14 protein-coding genes are annotated in these 17,387 nt (G+C 46.8%); 4 read left to right on the forward strand and 10 right to left on the reverse strand.

Annotated features, from left to right (window positions below):
* The first annotated feature begins 82 nt into the window (after positions 1–82).
* Positions 83–2,371: a MopE-related protein gene (locus DB398_RS07760; RefSeq protein ID WP_159076348.1), complete on the forward strand. Its 2,289-nt coding sequence runs from the start codon at positions 83–85 to the stop codon at positions 2,369–2,371.
* Between the two features lie 7 nt (positions 2,372–2,378).
* Here the strand turns inward: DB398_RS07760 and pafA are convergent, their stop codons facing one another.
* On the reverse strand, positions 2,379–4,052 hold the full coding sequence (gene pafA, locus DB398_RS07765) for an alkaline phosphatase PafA (RefSeq protein WP_108423807.1): 1,674 nt from the start codon (positions 4,050–4,052) through the stop codon (positions 2,379–2,381).
* Positions 4,053–4,171: 119 nt separating this feature from the next.
* On the opposite strand from pafA, the gene DB398_RS07770 reads away from it, so the two are divergent.
* Together DB398_RS07770 and DB398_RS07775 are read left to right on the forward strand one after the other, a co-directional pair.
* Positions 4,172–4,909, forward strand: a complete 738-nt coding sequence (locus DB398_RS07770) for an MlaE family ABC transporter permease (protein WP_108423808.1) — start codon at positions 4,172–4,174, stop codon at positions 4,907–4,909.
* The gene (locus DB398_RS07775; protein WP_108423809.1) at positions 4,909–5,676 is read left to right on the forward strand and encodes an ABC transporter ATP-binding protein; all 768 of its coding nucleotides are present in this window, start codon (positions 4,909–4,911) and stop codon (positions 5,674–5,676) included. The genes DB398_RS07770 and DB398_RS07775 overlap by 1 nt, the downstream gene beginning before the upstream one ends.
* Before the next feature lie 129 nt (positions 5,677–5,805).
* On the opposite strand, the gene DB398_RS07780 is transcribed toward DB398_RS07775, so the two are convergent.
* The 9 genes from DB398_RS07780 to porV form a co-directional block, all read right to left on the reverse strand.
* Complete coding sequence (locus DB398_RS07780) at positions 5,806–7,260, reverse strand: DUF389 domain-containing protein (RefSeq protein ID WP_108423810.1); 1,455 nt, start codon at positions 7,258–7,260, stop codon at positions 5,806–5,808.
* Positions 7,261–7,263: 3 nt separating this feature from the next.
* Positions 7,264–8,343 carry a mannose-1-phosphate guanylyltransferase gene (locus tag DB398_RS07785; RefSeq protein ID WP_108423811.1) on the reverse strand — a complete coding sequence of 360 codons (1,080 nt, stop codon included), beginning with the start codon at positions 8,341–8,343 and terminating at the stop codon, positions 7,264–7,266.
* A 14-nt stretch (positions 8,344–8,357) separates the two neighbouring features.
* Positions 8,358–8,981 carry a SprT-like domain-containing protein gene (locus DB398_RS07790; RefSeq protein WP_108423812.1) on the reverse strand — a complete coding sequence of 208 codons (624 nt, stop codon included), beginning with the start codon at positions 8,979–8,981 and terminating at the stop codon, positions 8,358–8,360.
* A 49-nt stretch (positions 8,982–9,030) separates the two neighbouring features.
* The gene (locus DB398_RS07795; RefSeq protein ID WP_108423861.1) at positions 9,031–9,708 is read right to left on the reverse strand and encodes an SDR family oxidoreductase; all 678 of its coding nucleotides are present in this window, start codon (positions 9,706–9,708) and stop codon (positions 9,031–9,033) included.
* A gap of 78 nt (positions 9,709–9,786) precedes the next feature.
* Positions 9,787–10,779 (reverse strand): M28 family metallopeptidase, encoded by a 993-nt coding sequence (locus DB398_RS07800; RefSeq protein ID WP_108423813.1) that lies wholly within the window; start codon positions 10,777–10,779, stop codon positions 9,787–9,789.
* A 107-nt stretch (positions 10,780–10,886) separates the two neighbouring features.
* The gene (locus DB398_RS07805) at positions 10,887–12,509 is read right to left on the reverse strand and encodes a pyruvate dehydrogenase complex dihydrolipoamide acetyltransferase (protein WP_108423814.1); all 1,623 of its coding nucleotides are present in this window, start codon (positions 12,507–12,509) and stop codon (positions 10,887–10,889) included.
* Positions 12,510–12,513: 4 nt separating this feature from the next.
* Complete coding sequence (pdhA, locus tag DB398_RS07810) at positions 12,514–13,512, reverse strand: pyruvate dehydrogenase (acetyl-transferring) E1 component subunit alpha (RefSeq protein ID WP_108423815.1); 999 nt, start codon at positions 13,510–13,512, stop codon at positions 12,514–12,516.
* An 81-nt stretch (positions 13,513–13,593) separates the two neighbouring features.
* Entirely contained in the window at positions 13,594–14,085 is a 492-nt protein-coding gene (gene cdd / locus DB398_RS07815; protein ID WP_108423816.1) for a cytidine deaminase, read from the reverse strand.
* Positions 14,086–14,165: 80 nt separating this feature from the next.
* Positions 14,166–15,317, reverse strand: a complete 1,152-nt coding sequence (porV, locus tag DB398_RS07820) for a type IX secretion system outer membrane channel protein PorV (RefSeq protein ID WP_108423817.1) — start codon at positions 15,315–15,317, stop codon at positions 14,166–14,168.
* 376 nt (positions 15,318–15,693) lie between these two features.
* On the opposite strand from porV, the gene gldJ reads away from it, so the two are divergent.
* Positions 15,694–17,346, forward strand: coding sequence for a gliding motility lipoprotein GldJ (gene gldJ / locus DB398_RS07825; RefSeq protein WP_108423818.1), 1,653 nt, complete (start codon positions 15,694–15,696; stop codon positions 17,344–17,346).
* Positions 17,347–17,387 lie beyond the last annotated feature (41 nt).

Raw genomic sequence — 17,387 nt, forward strand, 5'->3', positions numbered from 1 at the left:
TTAATCCAAGAATGGCATAACCCAAAAATGGCAACCGTACCTGACCTCCATGTCAGGAAAGGGCCACAAAACGGTTATGCATATGAAACCATACCCAGTTTTCCCTTCGGCACTGTTTCTCGTACTTGTCCTTTGTATACTATCCGGTCGGGTCTTCGCCCAACAACCCGGCCAAGCCTATTTTGACAATACAGGATTTGTGGAATACATCCACGGCAACCATCCCATTATCATTTCTGTTCCACATGATGGGGATATGAACCCCAATATGATACCCGATAGAAACTGCATAGACTGCATTACGGTCAATGACACTTATACCCAATCCATGGGGAGGGCCATTGCCCAGGCCTATTTCAATGAAACCGGTTTCTATCCCTATGTGATCATCAACAGGCTCTCCCGGGCGAAATTTGATGCGAACCGAGAAAAACCAGAAGCAGCAAATGGCAACCCAACTGTAGAATTGGCTTTTGACAACTACCATGCCTACATTGCATCAGCCAAAACAGATATCATCCAAAACTTTGGCAGAGGTCTTTTTCTGGACCTTCACGGACATGCACATGCCATTGAAAGAGTTGAACTGGGCTACACATTGACCGGGGATGAACTTCGACTTTCGGACGCCACCTTGAACACCAACGCCTATATCAGCAGAAATGGTATCCGAACCTTGATCAATGATAATCGAGGTGGACTGACGCATGTGGAACTTTTGAAGGGACCATATAGTTTTGGAACCTTGCTCCATGAAAAAGGTTACCCGACAGTTCCAAGTACGGCGGACCCCTATCCCAATCCAAACGAGGATTACTACAATGGCGGTTACAACGTTTGGATACATGGGTCCCGACTGAATGCCGGTGAAATTGATGGTATCCAGATTGAAGTCAATCAAGATGTTCGTTTTGACCAAGCGGATAGAGCGTTCTTTGCGGAATCCTTGGCACAATCCCTCATCCAATATTTGAGTTTACATTATGGTGTCGGCGTTATAGATTTTGACCAAGATGGGTTCACTTCCGATCAAGATTGTAATGATGACAATCCCAATATCAATCCAAATGCCGCCGAGATTCCATACAACGGTGTCGATGAGGACTGTGATCCCGCCACATTGGACGATGACCTTGACCAGGATGGGTTCAGCAATGGGAATGATTGTGATGACAGCAATGCCAGCATCAACCCAACTGCTTTGGAAATTCCATACAACGGAATTGATGACGACTGCAATCCTGCCACTTTGGACGATGACCTTGACCAAGATGGGTTCAACAATGCGGATGACTGTGATGACAGCAATGCCAACATCAACCCAACTGCTGTGGAAATTCCATACAACGGTATCGATGATGACTGCGACCCCGCCACTCTGGACGATGACCTTGACCAGGATGGTTTCAACAATTCGGATGACTGTGATGACAACAATCCCAACATCAACCCAACTGCTTTGGAAATCCCATACAATGGTATCGATGATGACTGCGACCCCGCCACTTTGGACGACGACCTCGATCAGGATGGTTTCAACAATGGGGATGACTGTGATGACAGCAATCCCAACATCAACCCAAGTATTGTGGAAATTCCATACAACGGTATCGATGATGACTGCGACCCCGCCACTCTGGACGATGACCTTGACCAGGATAGTTTCAACAATGGGGATGACTGTGATGACAGCGATGCCAGCATCAATCCAACTGCTTTGGAAATCCCATACAACGGTATTGATGATGACTGCGACCCTGCCACTTTGGATGATGACCTCGATCAGGATGGTTTCAACAATGGGGATGACTGTGATGACAGCAATGCCAACATCAATCCAACTGCTTTGGAAATTCCATACAACGGTATCGATGACGACTGTGATCCCTCCACTTTGGATGATGACCTTGACCAGGATGGTTTCAACAATGGGGATGACTGTGATGACAGTAATGCCAACATCAACCCCTTAGCCCATGAAATACCCGATAATCTAGTGGACGAAAACTGCGATGGACTATTGGAGGTAATACCAGAACCAGAACCAGAACCAGAACCAGAACCAGAACCAGAACCAGAACCAGAACCAGAACCAGAACCAGAACCAGAACCAGAACCAGAACCAGAACCAGAAATTAAAAATGGGGTGATCATTTATCCCAACCCAGCAAGAGATGAAATATTTATCAACAAAGATACTCCTTCGGATTTCGTGGTCCAAATTTTTGATGCCAACGGCAGATTGGTACTCCGAGAGAATAATCAGACTACGCTCCAGATTGACCACCTTTCCAGTGGCACCTATCTATTGATCTATGTAGACCCCTCTTCCAGACAGGTCATCAGAAAAAAAATGATTGTATTGAGGTAGAATGCCTTTACTCCAACACCTCCCCAATGGGCCTACCCGTGGTCCCACTTGGGAACGCAATGCCCAACAAAGCCGAAATGGTAGGGGCAATATCGGGAATTTCGGTTCGGTTCACGGTACTTCCCTGCTTTATGCCCTTTCCGTAGAGCAATAGAGGCACATGCGTATCGTAGACCTGTGGGGAGCCGTGCGTGGAACCTGTTCTTCCGCTTGAGTAAATGAATCCCGGATTGGGCACGATAAGCACATCTCCCGACCGTTTTTGGTTGTAACCATTCTGTAAAATGTAAGGAACACCCTTGGTATAATTGTTCGTCCACATTTGATACGCCGTATACACCTGACCGATACCTTCATAACCCAAAAGCTCCTTTGCAATATCCTCTTGCGCCTCTTTTAGGTCGATGTCCAAGTTGGCCAAAATCTTATGGTCCAGAAAAAGTTGATGGTTGGAAAGGTCCTTTACTACATCGGTAGTGCCATATTTATACTTTAGAAATTCCGCAAACTCAGCCTGCAGGCCTTTCATATCCAAATACCCAGCCGGTAGTTTTGAATCTTTCAAATAAGCAGGCACATCGATGGCCGCATGGTCCGCAGTCAGGAAAACCGTGTACTCGCCCTCACCCACTTTTTCGTCCAGAGCAGCAAAGAGACGGGCCAAATCTCGGTCCAACCGAATATAGGTATCCTCGATTTCCTTGGAATTTACCCCAAAAAAGTGGCCCACATAATCCGTACTGGAAAAACTGACCGCCAAAAAGTCGGTGATGGTATCCGTGCCCAAACCTTCCCCCTCAATGGCCGCCAAGGCAAAATCAGCGGTCAAACTGTTTCCATAAGGGGTGGTTCGCAACAGGCCCGACTGTCCATTGGCCTCCCACAAAGCAGGAAGGTCATGCGGAAAAGACGAAGTAGTCTCCCCTTTGAACATTCCTTCGTAGGTGTTGGCATCGGTGCCACTCTCCACATAGGTTTCTATGGGTTTCAGCGTGTTCCATGGTTTTTTATAGACTTCCACGGCATCTGAATCGTTAAAATCAACCACCCATTTTGGCAATGCGTCCATATAATAGGAACTGGTGATCCAGTTTCCTGCTGCGCCCCCTTCAAACCAATAGGCTGCATTTGCCGCATGGCCCGCAGGAAGTATAGCACCCCTGTCCTTCAAGGCCACTCCGATCACTTTGCCCCTTTTTTGGGTATGCATGCGCAACTCATCGGTAACGGTTGTGGTGAGCATACGGTGGGGTGACATTTGTCCTGCATTGGAAGTGGTCCCCACAGAGGTATAGCTGTCATCCCCGGCACAGTACACATCGGTGCCCGTTTCCTTGTTGTACCAATCATTGCCAATAATACCGTGTGTGGCCGGCGTTGTCCCAGTATAGACCGATGCATGGCCAGGACCGGTACTTGTAGGCGCATAGTTATAGTGATGGTTTTTGCAATTGAATCCTTCGTTCACCAACCTTTTGAAGCCTCCTTCACCATATTGGGCCCAGAAACGGGTAAGATAGTCGTAGCGCATTTGATCCACTACAATCCCGACCACCAATTTGGGGGATTGGGCTATGGGTTCGGGCTGTACTTCGGCAATGTCCTTCTTTTTGCGCTGTCCAAAGGACAAACTGGTCATCAAAACGACAAAAAGCAATAAAACGAGGTTGGTTTTTTTCATGGTAAGGATTTAATCAAACTAGCGCAAAGCTATTCAATTATCAACTTTAAAAAGTTTAAATGAAGGTTAAATGCCCAACAATATTCTTATTTTTATCACCTCAAGTCCATATCGAACACATGAAACACCTAGAAGCGATTGGAAAATACTTCATCATGGTTTGGGAAGTATTTAAAAAACCGACCAAATGGCCCATTATGAGATCCTTGATCTTAAAGGAAATCGATGAGCTGATCTATGGGTCCATGGGCATCATCATCTTTATTTCGTTTTTCATCGGGGGGGTGGTCACTATCCAAACGGCCCTCAACCTAAACAGCCCCCTATTGCCCAAAAGCCTTATCGGTTTTGCCACAAGACAGTCCGTGATCTTGGAATTTGCCCCTACCTTCACCTCCATCATCATGGCAGGAAAAGTGGGATCCTATATCACATCCAGCATCGGTACCATGCGCGTTACCGAACAGATAGACGCCCTTGAAGTGATGGGCGTGAACTCGCTCAATTATTTGGTTTTCCCTAAGATCATCGCCACTTTGATGTATCCTTTCGCCGTGGCCATTTCCATGTTTGTCGGGATATTGGGCGGATGGATTGCCGCTGTTTTTGGCGGATATGCTCCAAGTGGGGAGTTCATCAAGGGCCTTCAATTGGATTTTGACTCGTTCCATGTCACTTACGCCTTCATCAAATCGGTGGTGTTTGCCTTTGTAATCGCCACTGTGCCTTCCTACCACGGTTTCTACATGAGAGGCGGCGCCCTGGAGGTGGGCAAGGCCAGTACCACATCCTTTGTTTGGACCAGTGTGGTCATCATCATAACGAACTATATCCTAACGCAATTACTCCTAGGCTAATGATAGAAGTTGAAGACGTACATAAATCGTTTGGAAGCAACCATGTCCTGAAAGGCATCTCCACCGTTTTTGAAAAAGGAAAGACCAACCTCATCATCGGACAGAGTGGATCGGGAAAAACCGTTTTCCTCAAATGCCTCTTAGGTCTTTTTGAACCTGATGAGGGGCAAATTTGCTACAACGGCCAATACTATTCCGAGCTTTCCACCAACGAACGTCGCGATCTGCGACAAGAAATGGGTATGGTGTTCCAAGGGAGCGCCCTGTTCGATTCCATGACCGTGGAGGGCAATGTGATGTTCCCTCTGGATATGTTCACCAAACAATCCAAATCGGAAATGCAGGATCGGGTGGATTTTGTATTGAAACGCGTCAACTTGATCGATGCCCACAAAAGATACCCTTCGGAAATTTCGGGTGGGATGCAAAAGAGGGTCGCCATTGCCAGGGCCATTGTGATGAACCCAAAGTACCTGTTCTGTGACGAACCCAATTCCGGTCTTGATCCCAAGACCGCTATATTGATCGACAACCTGATCCAGGAAATCACCCAGGAGTACGACATCACCACAATCATCAATACCCACGATATGAACTCGGTGATGGAAATTGGTGAAAAGATCATCTTCCTAAAAAATGGCTATAAGGAATGGGAGGGCACCAACAAGGAAATCTTCAAGACGGACAACGAAGCGGTGACCGATTTTGTCTACTCCTCCGAGCTTTTCAAAAAAGTTCGGCAGATGTATATCGAAGAACGGAATTAGTGTTGTGTTATTTGGTTATTCAGTTGTTCTGTTATTGCCGATTGCATGTTCAAAACCTATGATTTAGCACTTAAACCTGTCACTTGAAACCAGAAACTTGCAAACTGACTTCTGACTTCTAAAAACACATCACTCCACTTCCTTCAACACAATGGTGGAATCCCGCAATCGTATTTTTAGCCAAGCGTGCATTTTTTTGATGTCGGCCTGTTTTTGGGCATTTTGGGCGCCTTGCTTCCATTTCACCTCGAAGACCGGCACCGTGTCCAATTTCTTAAAATCGGTCTGGATCTGATACGAAAATCCCAATCTCTCAATGTTGCCATAATTGGCCCTGGCCTCGGCACTGACATCCTTGAAAGGGACTTGTTTGCCCATGGTCTTTGTCAAAATGGACACTTCCTCTTCCAATAGCCTGATTTGTTCATCCTTGTTCAGCAGATCTACCTTGTTCCTTTCATAGAGTTCGCTCACAAAATTGAATTTCTCTTGAGAATCGTCCTTACCCCCTTGAATAACATGGAGTTCAGCATCCTTCAAACGGGAAAATTGGTTCTTTTGTCTGCGCCAAGTGTTTATCACATTTTCCGGGATAAGTTCATCTCCCATACAGACCACCTCGATGAGCGAAGATCCATCGTCCACATATTCAATCTTCGTGAGGTTGTCCACATACCTTCCCGCACCATTGAACTGATAGACTTCGATGGTATCGTCCAAAAATTGCTGTGCCTGTTTTCTAAAAAGAGATTCCTGAAAGACGTTATAAAAAGTGAAACCCGCAGGGATCATCACCAATATGCCCGTAATGGAAGCCAATCGGGCAATCATGCGCCTTCTTTGGGAATTGGCGTAGCGCACCATGGGGAACCGCAAAAACTTGATGACCAAAAAAGTGGCCAGACCAATAAAAATGGTGTTGATGGTGAACAGGTACATGGCGCCTGCCGCATACAAAGGTTTACCTATGGCCAGTCCAAAACCTACCGTACAGAGCGGCGGCATCAGTGCGGTGGCAATGGCCACTCCAAAGATCACACTGGCGATGGTCCCTTTCTTGGCTCGGGCGATCACCAATGCCAGACCACCAAAAAAAGCGATCAGCACATCACGGATATCCGGTTTGGTCCGTGCCAATAGTTCCGAGGATTCATCCCGAAGGGGAAAAAAGTAGAAGAACAGAAAGGCCGTAACCACGCTCAAGACCACCATTACCGTAAAATTCTTCAGGGATCGTCTCAGCGTATCTATATCGTTGATGGCCAAAGACAGTCCCATGCCCAAAATAGGCCCCATCAAAGGGGAGATCAACATCGCTCCGATGACCACCGCAGTGGAATTGGCATTCAAACCAATGGAAGCAATAAAAATGGAACAGATCAAGATCCAAGAGGTATGCCCCTTAAAGGTGATATCGGCAATAATGGATTCCTTGGTGGCCGCAGCATCCGTATTGGTACGTATCTCCAACAGTTCGGAAAGAAACTTCCGGACACTGCCCACAAGCCCCTTGAAATCCTTTTTTACCTCATCCCCACTATCCTGATTGGGGGCAGCCCCTTTTTCCAATTGATCTTCACTCATATATTATGCAAACTCGTCGCCAAATGTTTCCTTTACTTGGCCCAATACTTTTTTGATGTCCTGTTGTTTGGACTTGGGGTAGATCAGCAAGACCTCTTCCTTGTCCACGATGATATAATCCTCCAGGCCGTCCACCACGACAATTTTCCCCTTTGGGGAACGGATCATGTTGCCCTTGGCATTTTCCAGAACAACACTGGCGTTGACCACGGCATTGCCCGAGGGATCTTTGTCCAATTTGTCATACAATGCTCCCCATGTTCCCAAATCGTTCCAGTCAAAAGAAGCAGGAAGTGTGTAAATGGAACTGGACTGTTCCAAGATAGCATAATCTATTGATATGTTTTCCGCCTTGGCATAATTCTCTTGGATGAACCCCTTCTCTTCCCCCGTATTATAGCAGGAAATCCCCTTTCCAAAAAGTTCGTACTGGCTAGGTTGATAGCTTTTGAACGCATCCACTATGGTCTGTACGCTCCACATAAAAATACCAGCGTTCCAAAGGAAATTGCCCTGGGCCAAAAATTCCTTTGCCGTCTCATAATCAGGTTTTTCCCTAAACTGGGACACGGTTTTGAGCTTTTCGTCACTTCCTTTTTCAAATTCGATGTACCCGAAACCTGTATTGGGGAATGTGGGTTGGATGCCCAACGTACAAAGCACGCTTTCTTTCTCACATTTGTCAAAACATGCGGTCACATCCTTTTCAAAAGCCTCCTCATCCTCGATCCAGTGATCACTGGGTGCCACGATCATCACAGCATTGGGGTTCATCTTTTGTATTTTCAAGGATGCATAGAGAATGCAGGGGGCCGTGTTGCGCATGGCCGGTTCCAAAACCACCTGATCCGGTTTTACCTTTGGTAATTGTTCCAACACCAAGTCATTGTAGCGTTCATTGGTCAAAATCAATATGTTCTCTGTTGGGATGAACTTGTTCAACCTATCAAATGTCTTTTGGATCAATGTCTTTCCTGTTCCCAACATATCGTGGAACTGTTTGGGGTTGGCAGTAGTGCTTACAGGCCAAAATCGGGATCCTACTCCTCCTGCCATGAGAACGGCGTAATAATTCTTGTTCATTTGTCTTGTTGCTTTTACATTGATGGCCCTTCAGGTCTATCTCGGACCAACTCTACTTCCGCATTGGGTTGGAACAAATATAACCTGCCCGTGGACAATTCCACACATTCATATCGTTTCACTTTTTTGTCTCCTTTTTTGAACAACCTACCGTTGTAAAGCCTAAAAATACTACCCTTAGGCAATTCATAAACGTAGCTTCCCTTCCTTTCCTCCTCATCAAAGGCCTTCAGTGCAATGGACAAACGGGCATCCGTACTGCTGCTTGCCTTTGGGTTCTTGAAGTGGTTCGCAATGATAGGCAATAATTGGGACGGAAACACCTCTGGTCGGATGAACGGAACCATTAGATGTTGAAAGGTACGTTTCCACTCCACACCATGGGGCAAGATTCGGCGACCATATTGTTCAAAGGCCACCAAATGCGCAATTTCGTGAATGAGCGTGATCAGAAATCGGTATTTGTTCAATGATGCGTTCACCGTGATCATGTGCAGACCGTTGGGCAACCTACGGTAATCGCCATGGCGGGTGACCCTATGGTTCACGACCTTCAGGTGCACTCCATGGGTCTTGATAAGTTCAAAACATGGGGGCACTGCCCGTTCTGGCAAATATTTTTGAAGGGTGGTGTTCACTGTAACAAAGGTACATTTTAAGTCTGGACTACCACTTTCAGAATTATTGCTATGGCGTACTATTGCTCACCTGAAGCAACTTCCCGTTGTACAGCTTTTGCCCGGTCAAGGCAAACTCCTTGATATACGTGGCCATTTCCAGAGCGGTCACGGGTGCCTGATAGCCCGGAAAAGCTTCTTCCAACATTTCGGTCTGCACAGCGCCCAAGGCCAATACATTAAAACTGGGGCCGGTTTCCTTGAACTCCTCTGCCCAAAGCTCCGTCAAGGTGATGACCGCCCCTTTACTGGAACTGTAGGCCGATAGTCCTGGAAACTTAACACTCCCTTGCACGCCACCCATGGAACTGATGGTGACCACATGGCCCTTTTTGCCCATTTTGGGCAGGACGGTCTTGGTCATTTCCGCAACACCGAACACGTTTACTTTGTAAACGTCCTCAAATTCCTTGGGGGTAATCTCCAAAAAAGGTTTGTTGAGCAAGCGGCCCGCATTGTTGATGAGCACGTCCACAGTATCCCATTCCCCCAAAAAATCCTTTAGCTTTTCATAATCCTTGGTTTCCCCCAAGTCGAATGAAAAAGCATGGACATTGGGGAGTTTTAAGCCTTGGATAGGTATGGCATTTCGGGATAGGGACAACACCCTGTGGCCTTCTTCGGCAAAAAGTTGCACCAATTCAAAACCGATGCCCCTACTGGTCCCCGTTATAATAATGTTCGCCATGGCAGATGCTATTTGTTCATTTTGGGAACTGAAGATTCCCATCCACTTCTATGCGCCCCTCGGAGTGACAACGCTATATTATTTTTTCTGGATTTCCTGTGTTGGTGCATTCGCAATGCCTTCCAACACGGGTATGGTCTTGTTCACCAAGGTGGCCATGTGTGCAAAATCCATGATACTCGCCTCATCGCCCACTTTGTGGTAATGGTCAAAATTGGTAAAATCGAAGGTGCAGAAAGTGTGTGAGGGCACACCGAATTCTTGATAGAATGCATAATTGTCCGACCGCTGGAACAGGTTATATTCCTTGGCCGTTGGCAAAAATCCGACCAGGTTTTCCTTAGCATATTTGTTGCTCACTTCGGCCAGGTTGGACATATCGTATCCCGTGATGTACATAAAATAATCCTTTCCCTGCAAGGGTACCCCTGTCATTTCAAAATTGAGCATAGCATACAGGTTCAGCCCTTGCTCCTTGAGCTTTTTGGCCAAATGCTTGGACCCCAACAGTCCCTTTTCCTCAGCACTGAAAAGGGCAAAGATCAAAGTCCGCTTATTGGTTTTCCGGGTTCCAAAATATCGGGCAAACTCCATTACCGTGCTGGTACCTGAAGCATTGTCATTGGCCCCGTTGGCTATGTCGTCACCGTTCTCTGCTTTCACGACACCGATATGGTCATAATGTGCCCCGATAACGATATATTCATTCTTCAATGCAGGGTCACTGCCTTCCACAATTCCCACAACGTTAAAAGATGGTTTCTCAAAATTGGAAAGGGTATCCCTATATGTTTCAAAATAGGGCACCACTCCATTGGACTTGAAATGGTTCTCAATATATTTTGCGGCCATCTCTATTCCTTCACTACCAGAGTCCCGGCCCTTCAGTTCATCGGAAGCCAAATAGTTCATTATTTTCCCAACACGTTCCGCATTGGTAAATGTCCCTGCTGCTTCTTTTTTGGTCGCCGTTGCTCTTGATTTTTCACCCAAGGTTGTGGTCTGTTCAATTTTGCTCGAACCACAGGTCATCATCAATAGGGCAGTAAAGGCATATAGGATAGTCTTCATGTTTTTGTTTTTAGTATTTTCTAAAGATAAAAAAAGCATCCTTATAAGGATGCTTTTAAATCATATGTTCTCTGTTTCCCTTCGACTTCGCTCAGGAACCTTTAAGATCAGGCCAACATGGTCACTGGGTTTTCCAAATAGGCTCTCAATGTCTGCAGGAACTGTGCCCCTACTGCACCATCCACTGTCCTGTGATCACAGGCCAAGGTCACCTTCATGGTATTGCCCACGACGATCTGTCCATTCTTGACCACGGGTTTTTCCACGATGGCCCCTACGGACAATATGGCCGAGTTGGGTTTGTTGATGATGGATGTGAACTCCTGGATACCGAACATTCCCAAGTTGGAAACCGTAAAGGTACTTCCTTCCATTTCATCGAGCTTGATCTTCTTGGCCCTGGCCCTTCCTGCCAAATCCTTTACAGCTGCACCTAGTTGGGTCAGTGTAAGTTGGTCGGCAAACTTGATCACGGGCACTACAAGACCTTCATCCACTGCCACGGCCACTCCCATATGGATGTGACCCTTGTATATGGTGGCCTCATCGGTCCAAGTGGTGTTTACTTGCGGATGCTTTTTCAATGCCATGGCACATGCCTTCAACACCATATCGTTGAAAGACACTTTGGTATCAGGCAGATTGTTGATCTGCTCTCTTGATGCCTTGGCATTGTCCATATCCACCTCTATGGTCAAATAAAAGTGAGGTGCGGTAAATTTGGATGCGCTCAAGCTCTTGGTGATGGCCTTGCGCATTGGGGAATTTTTCACCTCCTCGAAGCTTTCCTCGCCAACTGGCAAATTGATAGGCGCCACTGGAGCCGCTTTTTCCGCTGTCTTTTCGACAGCTGGTGAAGTGGTTTGCGAAGGTGTAAAGTTCTCAATGTCCTTTTTCACGATTCGCCCATGGTCTCCACTACCTTTAACATCAGACAGGTTGATTCCTTTTTCACTGGCAATCTTCTTCGCCAAAGGCGATGCCAAGATACGGTTGCCATCCTGTGAAGTAGTTGTGGCCTCAACAGTCTCTGTTTTTTCGGCCTTTGGTTTCTCTTCTTCTGTTTTTTCAGCTTTAGGGGCACTGCCACCACCTGCTTGGGCTTTCAATACGGCATCCACATCGGTTCCTGCTGGGCCGATGATGGCCAAAAGCGAATCGACCGGGGCTCCTTGGCCTTCTTCGATGCCGATATACAATAAGGTACCTGAATAGAACGATTCAAATTCCATAGTGGCCTTATCGGTCTCTATCTCAGCCAATATATCGCCTTCCTCTACTTTGTCACCCACTTTTTTCAACCAGCTGGCCACGGTCCCTTCTTCCATGGTATCGCTCAAACGGGGCATGGTCACGATTTCCACACCTTCGGGCACAGCGCTTGGCGTGCTTGCCGGAGCTTCGCTTTTTTCAGCTTTGGTCTCGGGCTCGCTTTTTGTTTCTTCTTTGGCAGGGGCTGCACCACCGTTCAATAGAGCAGAAATGTCCTCCCCTTCTTCTCCGATGATGGCCAAAAGCGAATCGACCGGGGCTCCATCTCCCTCTTCGATGCCGATATGCAGGAGTGTTCCTTGGTGAAAGGATTCAAACTCCATGGTGGCCTTATCGGTCTCTATCTCGGCCAATATATCGCCTTCCTCTACTTTGTCCCCTACTTTTTTGAGCCATTTTGCCACGGTTCCTTCTTCCATGGTATCGCTCAATCTAGGCATGGTGATTACTTCTGCCATCTACTTAAAGTTTATGTTGTAAAAATGGATAGTCTTCCTGTTCGTACACGGTATCGTACATTTGCTCCTTTGGTGGGAAATCCGACTCTTCGGCAAACTGTTCGCACTCGCTCACCAAATCTTTTACCCTTTTGTCTATTTTCTTGATCTCGTCTTCAGTTGCATAGCCTTTTTCCAAGATGATGTCCTTCACTTGGGTGATCGGGTCAATTTTCTTGTACTCTTCCACCTCTTCCTTGGTCCTATAGTGTTGCGCATCCGACATGGAGTGACCACGGTAACGGTACGTTTTCATTTCCAAGAAAGTGGGTCCTCCTCCGGTACGGGCCCTTTCCACGGCCTTGTCCACTTCTTTGGCCACTATGGCCGGGTCCATTCCGTCCACAGGTCCACAGGGCATTTCATAGCCCAAGCCCAGTTTCCAGATCTCGGTGGAGTGCGAGGTACGGGCCACCGATGTTCCCATGGCATATCCGTTGTTCTCGCAGATGAAGACCACGGGCAATTGCCACAACATGGCCAAGTTGAAGGATTCGTGCAGGGAACCTTGTCTCACGGCCCCGTCGCCCATATAACAAAGAGTTACGGAATCCCTTTTGAAATACTTGTCGCCAAATGCCAATCCGGCACCTAGAGGAATCTGCCCCCCCACAATTCCGTGTCCACCATAAAAACGGTGCTCTTTGGAAAAGATGTGCATGGAGCCTCCCATCCCTTTTGAAGTACCTGTCACCTTACCATATAGTTCGGCCATCACCTTTCTGGGATCCACACCCATTCCGATAGGCTGGACGTGGTTACGGTAGGCGGTGATCATCCTGTCCTTGGTAAGGTCCATGGCATGGAGCGATCCTGCCAGAACGGCCTCTTGACCATTGTACAGGTGCAGAAAGCCCCTGACTTTTTGCTGAATATATACTGCGGCCAATTTGTCCTCGAACTTCCTCCAGAACAACATGTCCTCATACCATTTTAGGTAAACTTCTTTGGTGATTTTTTTCATCAACTGTAGTATTAATTGAAATCCCCCTTCGGGGCGAGGAGCAAAAATACATATATATCTCCTTTTGGAAAAAGAATTGATTTAAGAATCACCCAAAAATGAGCTATTGAAGGCCAAGGGTAAAATATCGGCCAACGAACTGCATTTATAAATAGGTCCTTTCTCCCCTTTCAGCACTATGGAAATGGGTGATTTTTGCTTTTGCTCGTACTCGATAATGGACTGTCTGCAATTGCCACATGGGGCTGCCGGAACGTCCACCTGATGGCCTTCCGAAGCTGCCGTTATGGCAATGGAAACAATGGCAACGCCCGGAAACCTTGCCCCCGCCTGAAACACGGCCACCCGCTCGGCACAGAGCCCAGAGGGATAGGAGGCGTTCTCCTGGTTGCTGCCCATGACCGTTTCCCCGTTTTCCAACAGAACGGCCGCACCTACCTTGAATCGCGAATAGGGTGCATAGGCACTTTCCCTTGCCTGCACTGCGGCGCTTAACAATTTTTGCTCCTTTTGTGACAACTCATCTTCATGCTGAAAAATGAGCAGGTCAAAGCCAATCCTTTTTTTCTCCATTCAAGTTTTAGGTGTATCCCAAAAATAAGAAAACCCATCCACGGGGATAGGTTTTTTGGTCAATATTATATGTTACCCGATCAGTCGTTGAAAAATTCCTCCCCAAAATTGAAGGTCAACGAAAAACGTAGGGTATTCTCCAAAGGGTTTCTGACCTGTGAGGTGGAAAATAGATAGGAAAGGTCTATTTGGGCAGTTTTGTACTTGAACCCTGCTCCCAAAGTGAAGAACTTTCTAGATCCTTTTTCCTCGCTCTCGTTAAAATAACCACCTCTCAACATGAAGGCTTCCCTGAACCGGTACTCGGCACCGAGGGCCCAAGTAACCTCTTTGAGCTCTTCGCTGAAACCGTCAGGGGCATCACCAAAAGATTCAAATATTCCATTAAAGAAACCTATGCTCTGGTATTGGTCGTTGTCCTCCGTATCGATATCCCCGTCCCCATCAAAATCCCGAGGGGTGGGCACCAACAATTTGTTGAACTCTGAATTGAGGGACAAAATATTGTCTTGGTCAAAGATAAAATCGAACCCTGCGCCAAACTTAAGGTTGGTGGGCAAAAAGTTTTGTTGGCCGCCTTCATCATATTGCAACGAACCTCCAATGTTGGAAATATTGAATCCCAATCTCCATCGTCCATTGTAATTGCTGTAGGCAATCTCGGGAGATCTGTAGAATCCGGCAACATCCACGGCAAAGGCGTTGGCCGCCTGTGAATCTTGGGTCCCGTCCTGGAACCTTAGATTGGAACTGATGAACCTTCCCACTACGGCCATGGAAAAACTCTGGCTCAATTTTAAGGAGTAGGACCCATCCAAAGCAAATTCATTGGGTTTCACCAAAGTTGCCTCTTGCTCAATGGTTTGACGAAGTTCTATATCCCCGAGACCGAAATAGCGCAGTCCGAAGGCAAAGGCACTTCTATCATTGAGCTTGTTGTAATAGTTGGCACTCAGCAGGGACACATCGTTCACAATGGTCTCCAAATAAGGGGTATAGCTCACCCCAACTCCAGATTTCTGGGTCGCAAAGGCATATTTGGCCGGGTTCCATTGCTGTGAATACGCATCAAAAGAAGTGGCAACACCCATATCCCCCATTCCAGATGCCCTGGCATCTGCGGCTATGGTCAAAAAAGGGACTGCCGTTGTGATCGCTCTTTCTTGCTGAGCACTTGTCTGTTCGGGTAAGGCTACAGTAAGAAGGACTGCCAATATCAGTAACTTTTTCATTCTATGATTTAAGCGTTTAGTAAAGTTAGGCTCCAAAAAAGCTTTGGATACATTACAACATAAACGGTGTTTTGCTCAAATTCTTGTAATGGAGTGTATTTTTTTTAATGCATTAATAGGTAAAGACATATTCACACCTCCGCCCTTAATTTCCATGGAACCGTTAAAAGCCGAACAGTCAATACTATTTCACATCCATTTGCGTTACAAATGTATAGCAAATGTTGGCGACGACATTGTGTCAATTATTTGACGAGCACAAAATATAATGGCAAAAACATCGTTCTAATGCCATCGAAAGGATTAAATAAGATCAAAACAAGTTGAATTGACTGGGGCGGAAACCCCAAGTTTTTTAAGTACTCAAGCCCAAATTATGAAAAAACACCTTATTAAAGTTGTACTTTCTTGCACCGTTGTTATGGGAAGTTTTTCCAGTTGTAAAAACTCCTCATCTTCCAAGGATGTTTCCAGAGCCACAGGGTGGAAAATAAATGCCAAAGAAGGCGGATTCCAATACAATTCGGACTTCAAGGAGCAGGAGACGCCTCCAGGAACTGTTTTCGTTGAGGGCGGAACCTTTACCAAAGGCCAGGTCCAGGATGACGTCATGCACGATTGGAACAACACACCTACGCAACAGCACGTGCAGTCCTTCTATATGGACGAGACCGAGGTAACCAATGTCATGTATCTGGAGTATTTGGATTACCTTAAGGCAGTCTACCCTCCTGACAACCCCAACTACGCAAACATTTATACCGGTGCCCTACCCGATACTTTGGTATGGAGAAACCGATTGGGCTTTAACGAGACCATGACCAACAACTACCTTAGGCACCCCGCCTATGCCGAGTATCCCGTAGTCGGTGTAAACTGGGTACAGGCCTCGCAGTATGCCGAGTGGAGAACGGACAGGGTCAACGAAGTGATGTTGGAAAGGGAAGGCTATTTGGCCGAAGACGCCAAATACAAAGTATTGAACGGCGATGTTACCGGAACTTTCAGCACCGAAGCCTACCTGAACAACCCAGAATCCGTTTATGGAGGACAGATAGATTCCCTTCAAGGAAAACAAAAGCGTGATTCCATCAATGCATTTGCGAAAAGGAGCAGTGGTGTCATCATGCCGGAATACAGGCTCCCAACCGAGACCGAATGGGAATATGCCGCACAAGCCCTTGTGGGTACCCGGGAGTACAACAACTACCGCGGTAGAAAAAAATATCCTTGGGAAGGTGACTATACCCGTAATGGACAACGTGTAGGACGTGGCGATCAATTGGCCAACTTCAAACAAGGTAAAGGTGATTACGGCGGTATTGCCGGATGGTCCGACGACGGTGCCGATATCACCGCACAAGTGAAATCATACAAGCCCAACGATTTTGGTCTATATGATATGGCCGGAAACGTGAGTGAGTGGGTTGCCGACGTATATCGCCCCATCGTGGATGACGAAATCAGCGATTTCAACTACTACAGAGGTAACGTATTCATGAAAAAGGCCATTGGAGAAGATGGCAAAGTGGAAATCCTACAGGACAAGATCGTGTATGACACATTGCCCAATGGAAAAATTGTGGCCATCAACCTGCCCGGCGAGATCAAAGAAGTTCCCGTTGGCGAGGAAGAAACCTACCTAAGGACCAACTTTGACAAAAGTGACAACCGTGGGTACAGGGACGGTGACCCAGGATCATCAAGGTTCTTTGAGAAGTTCAGCGATGATGCCGACAACAGAAAAATGTACGACTCACCTCAGTTCAATGCTGAACGTGATTCCACAGGAAAACTGGTTCGCCAGTACGATACTTCCAACTACAGGACCTCATTGATCAACGATGAAGTACGCGTGTACAAAGGAGGTTCTTGGAGGGATAGGGCCTTCTGGCTAGATCCCGCCCAACGCAGGTACCTGCCCCAATACATGGCAACCGACGATATTGGTTTCCGATGTGCCATGTCAAGGGTTGGATCCAAGTCCAAGACCAACAACAAAACGGTCAGACATAAAAAAGCCAAATAAGCATATACCCTAAAGTATTTTAAAAAAGCCCCGATCAAACA

It is taken from the genome of Flagellimonas amoyensis, from assembly GCF_003058265.1.
Classification (GTDB): domain Bacteria; phylum Bacteroidota; class Bacteroidia; order Flavobacteriales; family Flavobacteriaceae; genus Flagellimonas; species Flagellimonas amoyensis.

Excerpts from the sequence above, each read along its gene's own strand:
- DB398_RS07760 (WP_159076348.1), top strand. The coding sequence starts at position 83 with ATGAAACCATACCCAGTTTTCCCTTCGGCACTGTTTCTCGTACTTGTC.
- pafA (WP_108423807.1), bottom strand. The coding sequence starts at position 4,052 with ATGAAAAAAACCAACCTCGTTTTATTGCTTTTTGTCGTTTTGATGACC.
- DB398_RS07770 (WP_108423808.1), top strand. The coding sequence starts at position 4,172 with ATGAAACACCTAGAAGCGATTGGAAAATACTTCATCATGGTTTGGGAA.
- DB398_RS07775 (WP_108423809.1), top strand. The coding sequence starts at position 4,909 with ATGATAGAAGTTGAAGACGTACATAAATCGTTTGGAAGCAACCATGTC.
- DB398_RS07780 (WP_108423810.1), bottom strand. The coding sequence starts at position 7,260 with ATGAGTGAAGATCAATTGGAAAAAGGGGCTGCCCCCAATCAGGATAGT.
- DB398_RS07785 (WP_108423811.1), bottom strand. The coding sequence starts at position 8,343 with ATGAACAAGAATTATTACGCCGTTCTCATGGCAGGAGGAGTAGGATCC.
- DB398_RS07795 (WP_108423861.1), bottom strand. The coding sequence starts at position 9,708 with ATGGCGAACATTATTATAACGGGGACCAGTAGGGGCATCGGTTTTGAA.
- DB398_RS07800 (WP_108423813.1), bottom strand. The coding sequence starts at position 10,779 with ATGAAGACTATCCTATATGCCTTTACTGCCCTATTGATGATGACCTGT.
- DB398_RS07805 (WP_108423814.1), bottom strand. The coding sequence starts at position 12,509 with ATGGCAGAAGTAATCACCATGCCTAGATTGAGCGATACCATGGAAGAA.
- pdhA (WP_108423815.1), bottom strand. The coding sequence starts at position 13,512 with ATGAAAAAAATCACCAAAGAAGTTTACCTAAAATGGTATGAGGACATG.
- cdd (WP_108423816.1), bottom strand. The coding sequence starts at position 14,085 with ATGGAGAAAAAAAGGATTGGCTTTGACCTGCTCATTTTTCAGCATGAA.
- porV (WP_108423817.1), bottom strand. The coding sequence starts at position 15,317 with ATGAAAAAGTTACTGATATTGGCAGTCCTTCTTACTGTAGCCTTACCC.
- gldJ (WP_108423818.1), top strand. The coding sequence starts at position 15,694 with ATGAAAAAACACCTTATTAAAGTTGTACTTTCTTGCACCGTTGTTATG.